Below are 8,336 nucleotides of genomic sequence, written 5' to 3'. Positions count from 1 at the left end.
TGGCGGACGCAGGAGGATTCGAACCTCCGACCGCTCGGTTCGTAGCCGAGTACTCTATCCAGCTGAGCTATGCGTCCATCTAATCTAAAACAACTGGCGGAGGGAGAGGGATTCGAACCCTCGATAGAGTTTCCCCTATACACCCTTAGCAGGGGTGCGCCTTCAGCCACTCGGCCATCTCTCCGCGCTACGTTGCGGTGCGTATATTAATGTCTTGGGAAAATATGTCAAACATTTTTTCCCGCTTAAAAGTTTGTTTGCTGACCTTTTAAGCAATTTGGACAATTAATAACGAATACGGGCAAAAATCACACAGTAAAACAGTTAAAACAAATATTTAGCGCAACAGAATTATTGATCATCATCCTGGCTGTAGCTGCCTGGTGTGCCTTTTTCTGCCTGAATTCGCATATAGATTTCTTCACGGTGTACAGAGACTTCTTTTGGTGCATTTACACCAATCCGAACCTGATTACCTTTTACACCTAACACAGTGACAGTCACTTCGTCACCGATCATTAAGGTTTCACCAACACGACGGGTTAAAATAAGCATTCGCTTGCTCCTATCCTTTTTAAAATTCCAGCTGTACTGAATGACGCTTGGTCTGACTGCCGTCGCGTCCTTGTTCCAATCATAACTCAGGCTTCAAATTTATGAAAATCCTGGGATTAATTCTCTGTGGTGACTAAAGCCTGATGCAGCGCCCTGGCAACTTTCTCCAGCAACTCGGCGGCGATCAACACTGAAAAACGACTTTCTGAATTACTCATCAGCCAGATTTGCACATTCATGTCATGCAATATGCTAAAAATTTTGGCTAATAATATTGGATCAGATTTGATTCCAACCCCTACGACCGACAGTTTAGCAAGGTTCTGCTGCGGATGATGCAGAGAAACCAGACTATTTTCTGTTATTTTCTGCACAGCATCAGTCACTTGGCTTAAATCTGCCGTGGCAAGACTAAAACTCAGTGTCAGTTGCTGCGGCCATTCACCGTCCTGCTGCAGCATATCGGTTTCGATATTGAGCTCAGCCAGACATTGCATCACTTGCTGAAGCTGCGTCGCACTGAGCTGCTGCAGCCTTAACAAAGTCACACCTGTCTGGCTGGCGATGCCGGAAATTGTCGGCAATACCATTACATCATCCTCATAGGTAATCAAAGTACCGGCATCGGGTTTAAAGGTGGATAACACCCGAAGCGGCACTCTATGCAGCGCAGCGTATTCTACCGACCTTGAATGCAGCACTTTAGCGCCAACACTGGCCAGCTCCAGCATATGGCTGCATGGCATCAGGCTCAGTCTTTTGGCATCGGCACAAATGCGTGGGTCTATGGTATAAACGCCATCAACATCGGTATAAATCTGACATTCATCGGCTTTAAGCGCCGCAGCTAACGCCACAGCTGAGGTATCAGAACCACCGCGGCCCAAAGTGGTGACATTGCCTTCAAAGTCGCGGCCCTGAAAACCAGCGGCCACCACAATATGGCCCTGCTCCAGCTCCTGTAACAAACGCTGGTTGTCCACAGCAGTAATACGGGCCTTGCCAAATTTATTGTCGGTATGAATACAAATTTGGTCAGCCAACAATGATACGGCGGGATATCCCCTTTTGATCAATGCCATAGCAAGCAAAGCAATAGTGACCTGCTCACCTGTGGCCGCCAGCACGTCCAGTTCACGGCTGGCTGCTTTAGGGTCAATTTGCTGGGCCAGACCAAGCAGACGATTGGTCTCCCCTGCCATAGCCGACACCACTGCCACCACCTTGTGACCTGCCTGAATGGTGCGGATAATCAGCTCCGCCACCCTTTCAATACGTTCGGTGGACCCGACCGAGGTGCCACCGAATTTTTGTACCAATAACGCCACGCTGTTACAGCTTCGCGCTTAAATAGCCGGTTGCAGCAGCCAATACACCTGGCAAAGCAGCGACGTTGGTACCACCGGCCTGAGCTAAATCAGGTTTGCCACCACCTTTACCACCCACTTGCTCTGCAGCCCAGCCAATGAGGGCACCGGCCTGCACTTTGTCGGTTAAGTCTTTGGTGACACCGGCAATTAAACTCACTTTGTCATCCGCTGCTGTAGCCAGCAGAATCACACCAGAGCCTAATTTCACTTTCAGCTCATCAACCATGGTACGGAAGGCTTTGGCATCAGCACCAGGTAAATCAGCAATCAGCACTTTCACGCCATTAATCTGCACTACTTTGTCGAGCAATGACGCACCGGCAGCACTGGCCATTTTGGCTTTGGCTTGCTCCAGTTCTTTTTCCAGCGCTTTGCTCTTATCCAGTGCCTGAGTGACACGCTCGGCAATGCTCATCACATCCCCTTTCAGCATCGACGCTACCAGCTGGGCTTGTTGTTCCAGCTTATGCAGATGGGCAATAGCACCTTCACCTGTGACAGCCTCAATACGGCGCACGCCTGCGGCGATACCACTTTCCACCACAATTTTAAAGAGGCCAATATCGCCAGTGCGGGCTACGTGGGTACCACCACAAAGTTCGGTAGAGAACCCGCCCATTGACAACACGCGCACATCGTCATCGTATTTTTCACCAAACAACGCCATAGCACCGGCCGCTTTGGCCGCTTCTAAGTTCATCAGGCGGGTGCTGACTTCGTGGTTTTGCTGAATTTGCTGGTTGACCAACACTTCCAGTGTACGGATTTCATCGGCTTTCACCGCTTCAAAATGTGAGAAGTCAAAACGTAAACGCTCAGGCCCAACTAATGAACCTTTTTGCGTGACGTGTTCGCCCAGCACCTGACGCAGAGCTGCGTGTAATAAGTGGGTTGCAGAGTGGTTTTTCTTAATAGCGTCACGGCGGGCGCTGTCAATCACAGCTTCCACCCGGTCGTTTAACTGTAAAGTACCGGCCAGCGTGCCTTTATGTGCAAAAGCTTTGCCCACTTTGATGGTATCCACCACGGTAAATACACTACCGTCCGCCAGTTTTAACACACCGCTGTCGCCCATCTGGCCGCCAGACTCAGCATAAAATGGTGTTTGATCCAGCACAATCAGCGCCTGCTGACCATCAATTAACGATGTCACAGCTTCACCATCACGCAGAATTTCTACCACTTTGGCGTTGCCGTGTTCTTCGCTGTAACCGGTAAATTCAGTGACATTGCTTGAAGTTAACGCCTGATTGTAATCAGCACCAAAGTTTGACGCTTGCTGGGCACGTTTACGCTGTGCTTCCATCGCCGCTTCAAAACCGGCCTGATCCACGCTAAAACCACGTTCGCGCGCCACGTCAGACGTTAAATCGATTGGGAAACCATAAGTGTCATACAGCTTAAAGGCCACTTCACCAGGAATGACTGTGCTGTCTGCTAAATTCGCCAGCGCATCGTTCAGCAATAACAAACCACGTTCCAGCGTTTTGCCAAACTGCTCTTCTTCCATGCGCAGCACTTTTTCAATAATGGCTTGTTTTTCAATCAGCTCCGGATAGGCTTCACCCATCTGCACTGCAAGCTCAGCCACTAATTTGCTGAAAAATACCCCTTTGGCGCCCAACTGGTTACCATGACGTACAGCACGACGGATAATACGGCGCAGCACATAACCACGGCCTTCGTTTGACGGCATTACACCGTCAGCCACTAAAAACGAGCATGAGCGGATATGGTCAGCAATCACACGCAGCGATTTATTGTCTAAATCTGTGGTGCCGGTAATGGCAGCAGCGGCTTTGATCAGACCCTGGAAGGTGTCAATTTCATAGTTGCTGTGTACGTTTTGCAAAATAGCAGCAATACGTTCCAGACCCATACCGGTGTCTACGCTTGGTTTTGGCAGCGGTTCCATCCGGCCATCGGCGTGGCGGTTAAACTGCATAAAGACGTTATTCCAGATTTCGATAAAACGGTCACCGTCTTCTTCCGGTGAACCCGGTGGGCCGCCCCAGATATGGTCGCCGTGATCATAAAAAATCTCGGTGCAAGGGCCACAAGGACCGGTATCGCCCATAGCCCAGAAGTTATCGGACGCATAAGGTGCACCTTTGTTGTCGCCAATCCGGATGGCACGCTCTACCGGCACACCAATTTCTTTGGTCCAGATATCAAAAGCTTCGTCGTCTGTAGCGTACACTGTGATCCACAGTTTTTCTTTGGGTAGTTTCACCACTTCGGTTAAAAATTCCCAGGCAAAAGCGATGGCTTCACGCTTGAAATAATCACCAAAGCTGAAGTTACCCAGCATTTCAAAAAAGGTGTGGTGACGGGCGGTGTAACCCACGTTTTCTAAATCGTTATGTTTGCCACCGGCACGCACACAACGCTGCGCTGTCACAGCACGTTTGTAACTGCGTTTGTCCTGGCCTAAAAATACGTCTTTAAACTGCACCATACCGGCATTGGTAAACAGCAGGGTTGGGTCATTGCCCGGGATCAAAGAACTGCTGGCAACTACCTGGTGATCTTTACTGGCAAAATAATCCAGAAATGCGCGTCGAAGTTGCGCTGATGTCATATACATATCCAAATCCTACTGTCTTTATGTTATACCCGTCGCCCTTGAAGCCACAGCTTTGTTGACCGCGTTCAATCGCCCCATTCACATAGTTCACTATGCTCATGGGGACTCATTCACTTGTCGCCGCGCTGCAACTTCAATGGCTTAGGCTATCTAATCCGGTTTTAATGCATACTGGATTTGCGCGCCGTTAAAACCCCGCCGCTGCAAATACCCCATGCGTTTTTGTTTATCCTGAAAATCTGTTGCCGGCTTGTCACCATATTTTTTCTGATATTGGCCAAGCGCCAGCGCAAACCAATCCACTTCAAGCGCTTCAATAGTCTGCGTTAATAGTTCTTTGCTGATGCCCTGCTCTCTTGCTGCCTGAGCAATATAAAGCGGACCATAGCCTTTGTTTATTTTTGACCGCACCAGAAGCGTCGCGTAACGCTCGTCACTCTGGTAATTTTCGGTTTGGCACCAGTCCAGCACCTGCTGGATATCGTCGTACAAAGCGCCTTTCGACTGCAGTTTTTGCACAAGCTCTTGTCTGCTGTGATCACGCCGGCTTAATAAATCAATGGCGATTTTTTTCAAATCGCTCAAAGTCGGCGGCCCAGCCTGATCAGCCTGCTCAGACTTCAAGATATTCCACCTTGTTGTCTGAAGCCGGAGTTAACGCAAAAAACTCACTGAACGACAGGAAAAAGCTGATCGACAATAACGGCAACACCAAAAGCCAGGTAAAAAACAAAGTTGGAATACCAGTGCTCAGCAAGCCAATCGCCATCAGCCCATAAATAGTCAGCGGCTGCACATTACGCCAGCATGCCAGCAAACTGGCCTGCAAGATTGGAAATAAGCGTTTTTCTTTTAAGAAATATGCAATTGCCACTGCATAAGCAAACATCATCATCACTAAACTGAGCAGCATCACAAATACAAACATCAGCCCAAGATTATTCACGCCTGCGGCAATGTCGGTGGCCAGTTGCGTGGCCAGCAAGGTCAGCGGAATGCTCAGCAGCATATTGGCCGCCGCCAGCCGTAAAAATACCGCCCGCACGCTTTTGTCTTTGAGCGGCAACCAGAAGTCCTGCATCGACACCATGTGTTGTTGCTGCATCGCCACCACACAACGGTATAAACCCGCGGTTAAAAACGGATTCAGCAAAGCCGCTATCACCCCCAGCAACGGATGCAAGGCGCCCAATAACGAGGTGAAGTGGATCAACATCACAGTTTGAATACAAAGTCCCGGATACTTTTTAAAAATCGCCCAGGCCTGTTGCAACCAACGAACCCCTGCCATGGCCGGAGCCCGGCGTACCACCAGTTGCAATTTCATGTCCTTCTCCAAAAACAAAAAACTCCGGCATTTTAACCTGCAACACAGCCCTGATGTCACAACTTGCCACCGGCCTTTGTGCAAAAGCAGCAGGGTTGTGTGGCTTCAGTGTGACTTAATTTGCGCGCAGACAGCGTTATTGCTGGATTTTAAAGCGCCCTATCATACTGCAAAAAGGCCGGAATACCAATGCAGGCTAGCAGCCATTTAAAGCCTTTACTCTATGCTTTGCCGGCAAACAAAAATGGCAGCCGAAGCTGCCATTTTCATCAGAACAAAGGCGTTCACTGTTAACGCACTATGTCCATTTCTTTAATCAGATTACTGGCGCCATCCACCTTTTCCATTTGCCACAGCATGTAACGGCTGTCGACATGGATAGAGCGGTTTAACGCCGGATCATAATCAAAGTTACCGATAATACCTTCAATCACACCGTCGAATAATAAACCAACCAGTTCAGCATTGCCGTTTAAGGTGGGTGAACCTGAGTTACCGCCTGTGGTGTCCACATTCGATAAAAAGTTCACCGGCACTGCGTTCAGCTGCGGGTGCAGATAACCGGCAAAATCGCCTTTGGCAATAGCCGCCATTTGTTTGGCTGGTGCATCAAAAGGATCCACACCGGTGAATTTTTCGCTGATGCCTTTAAGAGTGGTGAACGGGCTGTAACTCACCGCATCTCTTGGCTGATAACCCTGCACTGTGCCGTAGGTGACACGCAAAGTACTGTTGGCATCGGCATATACCGGTTTATTCTGGGTTTTGTTAAAGGCAATCACGGCTTCCATCACTTTTGGCCTTGCCACCGCCATTTTGCCCAGCCACTCTTTTGTTTTGTTTTCTTCTGCTAAATCAGTTTCGTACATCGCAATGGCAAATTTGATCAGCGGATCTTCACTCTTCTGGAAGTCTTCCACTGATTTGCCAACCCAGGCTAAACGTTCAACTTCATCAGCCAGGGTTGAAGCGCTGTACATGGCCTGCAGTTTTTCGCGCATCAGCTTTTTGTCAAAAGCAGTGCTGTCCAGACCAAAAAACTTATCAAAAGCCGCCAGTCGTTGTTTGGCTGGTAACTTGCTGTAGTGCTCGAGGAAATGCAAAGCAATTTCCAGATCCACCGCAGGGTCAAAACTGCGTGACATGCGTTTTAAACCGGCTTCAAAACGCTGGGCATCACGCTGCTGATAACCACTTTCGCGTTCTGCATCCGGCTTTAACTGCTCATTGGCATTGCGGTATAACTTGCGTGCCGTGCTGAACATCTGGGCATAACCAAAATAGTTCATCACCAAATCACGTTGCTGATTCGCCGCACCTTCTTCAATCAGTTGCTGCAGGTTTTTCACCGCAGGCGCAAAACGGGCCTTACGGCTGGTATCAGATTTGATCCAGCGGTTTAACACAGCTTCAAATTCGTCTTTACGCTGCTGTGTACTGCCCTTTTGATAGCTTTGCAGCATGCCATCGAAATTTTTTGCATAGTTGGCCAGACCCGCCAGAATAGCTTCGTATTTAATCCGGCTTTCCGAACCTTCGGCAGTTAATTGTTTAATGAGCGCTATGGTTTCTTCGCGATAGGCTTTGGACTGTGGCAACACTTCAGTAAACTGGTTTTTCACTTCAAAAGCCGTGTTATAGCGGCTGGTGCGGCCAGGGTAACCAATCACCATGACAAAATCGTTTTCCTGCACACCTTTGGCCGACACTTTTAAAAATGACGGTGGGGTAAAAGGTACGTTGTCAGCGTTAAAGTCAGCTGGTTTGCCATCTTTACCCACGTAAGCACGGTAGAACGAATAATCACCGGTGTGACGTGGCCACATCCAGTTGTCGATATCACCACCAAACTTACCCACACCACCGGCCGGTGCATGCACTAAACGCACGTCGCGGATTTCCAGCTGTTTAATCAGGTAATATTCCAGGCCACCGTGAAAGCTGTACACATCACAGCGATATCCCGGCGTCGCTTCACAGTCGGCCACCAGGCCCTTGCGCAGCTCATCAATTTTGTCAAAACGGTCTTTACCCATCAGCGCCGGCGTCAGTTCCTGATTTATATCGCGGGTGACGTTGCGTACTTCTTCGGTGACAAATACTTTGGAACCAGGCGCAGCCGGTAATTCTTCGTCCAGCGATTTGGCCAGGAAACCATTGGCCAATAAGTTGTTTTGCGCCGTGCTGTTGTGCTGAATGCTGCCGTAAGCACAGTGGTGGTTAGTGACCACTAAACCCTGATTCGACACAAAAGATGCGGTACAACCGCCCAAACTAATCACCGCATTCATCGGGAAGCTGGTGAGCTCGGCAATACTTTTGGCATCGATGGCCAAACCTTTGCTCTTTAATACAGTTTCCAGTTCCGGCAGCTGGTGCGGCTGCCACATTCCCTCGTCAGCCACAGCCTGTGCGCCGCAAAGCAGCGCCACTGCAAGCATGGTTTTTTTCATCATAAAAGGTTCCTTTGGAAAGACGTCATCGAAGCTATCACAGC

At 49.2% G+C, this 8,336-nt stretch carries 6 protein-coding genes and 2 tRNA genes; all 8 read right to left on the bottom strand.

Translation table 11 applies throughout. The features are described 5' to 3' along the window. A tRNA-Arg gene (locus N3Z11_RS15295) sits at positions 1–77 on the bottom strand. Positions 78–94: 17 nt separating this feature from the next. Next, positions 95–184 (bottom strand) — tRNA-Ser (locus tag N3Z11_RS15290). Positions 185–351: 167 nt separating this feature from the next. Then, positions 352–555 (bottom strand): carbon storage regulator CsrA, encoded by a 204-nt coding sequence (gene csrA, locus N3Z11_RS15285; protein ID WP_031568392.1) that lies wholly within the window; start codon positions 553–555, stop codon positions 352–354. Positions 556–671: 116 nt separating this feature from the next. Next, the gene (locus N3Z11_RS15280; RefSeq protein WP_260658067.1) at positions 672–1,883 is read right to left on the bottom strand and encodes an aspartate kinase; all 1,212 of its coding nucleotides are present in this window, start codon (positions 1,881–1,883) and stop codon (positions 672–674) included. 4 nt (positions 1,884–1,887) lie between these two features. After that, positions 1,888–4,506 carry an alanine--tRNA ligase gene (gene alaS / locus N3Z11_RS15275; protein WP_409566873.1) on the bottom strand — a complete coding sequence of 873 codons (2,619 nt, stop codon included), beginning with the start codon at positions 4,504–4,506 and terminating at the stop codon, positions 1,888–1,890. Between the two features lie 156 nt (positions 4,507–4,662). Beyond that, positions 4,663–5,097 carry a regulatory protein RecX gene (locus tag N3Z11_RS15270; protein ID WP_260658065.1) on the bottom strand — a complete coding sequence of 145 codons (435 nt, stop codon included), beginning with the start codon at positions 5,095–5,097 and terminating at the stop codon, positions 4,663–4,665. Positions 5,098–5,125: 28 nt separating this feature from the next. Next, on the bottom strand, positions 5,126–5,839 hold the full coding sequence (locus N3Z11_RS15265; protein WP_260658064.1) for a hypothetical protein: 714 nt from the start codon (positions 5,837–5,839) through the stop codon (positions 5,126–5,128). A gap of 290 nt (positions 5,840–6,129) precedes the next feature. After that, a complete protein-coding gene (locus N3Z11_RS15260) occupies positions 6,130–8,295 on the bottom strand; it encodes a S46 family peptidase (RefSeq protein ID WP_260658063.1) in 2,166 nt (721 codons plus the stop codon). Between the last annotated feature and the right edge of the window lie 41 nt (positions 8,296–8,336).

The sequence above is a fragment of the Rheinheimera sp. 4Y26 genome, from assembly GCF_025245835.1.
In the GTDB taxonomy this organism is placed as follows: Bacteria; Pseudomonadota; Gammaproteobacteria; order Enterobacterales; family Alteromonadaceae; genus Pararheinheimera.
The sequence above is the reverse complement of the archived record's forward strand: the minus strand, read 5'-3'. Positions and strand labels throughout refer to the sequence as shown.

Excerpts from the sequence above, each read along its gene's own strand:
- alaS (WP_409566873.1), bottom strand. The coding sequence starts at position 4,506 with ATGACATCAGCGCAACTTCGACGCGCATTTCTGGATTATTTTGCCAGT.
- csrA (WP_031568392.1), bottom strand. The coding sequence starts at position 555 with ATGCTTATTTTAACCCGTCGTGTTGGTGAAACCTTAATGATCGGTGAC.
- N3Z11_RS15265 (WP_260658064.1), bottom strand. The coding sequence starts at position 5,839 with ATGAAATTGCAACTGGTGGTACGCCGGGCTCCGGCCATGGCAGGGGTT.
- N3Z11_RS15260 (WP_260658063.1), bottom strand. The coding sequence starts at position 8,295 with ATGATGAAAAAAACCATGCTTGCAGTGGCGCTGCTTTGCGGCGCACAG.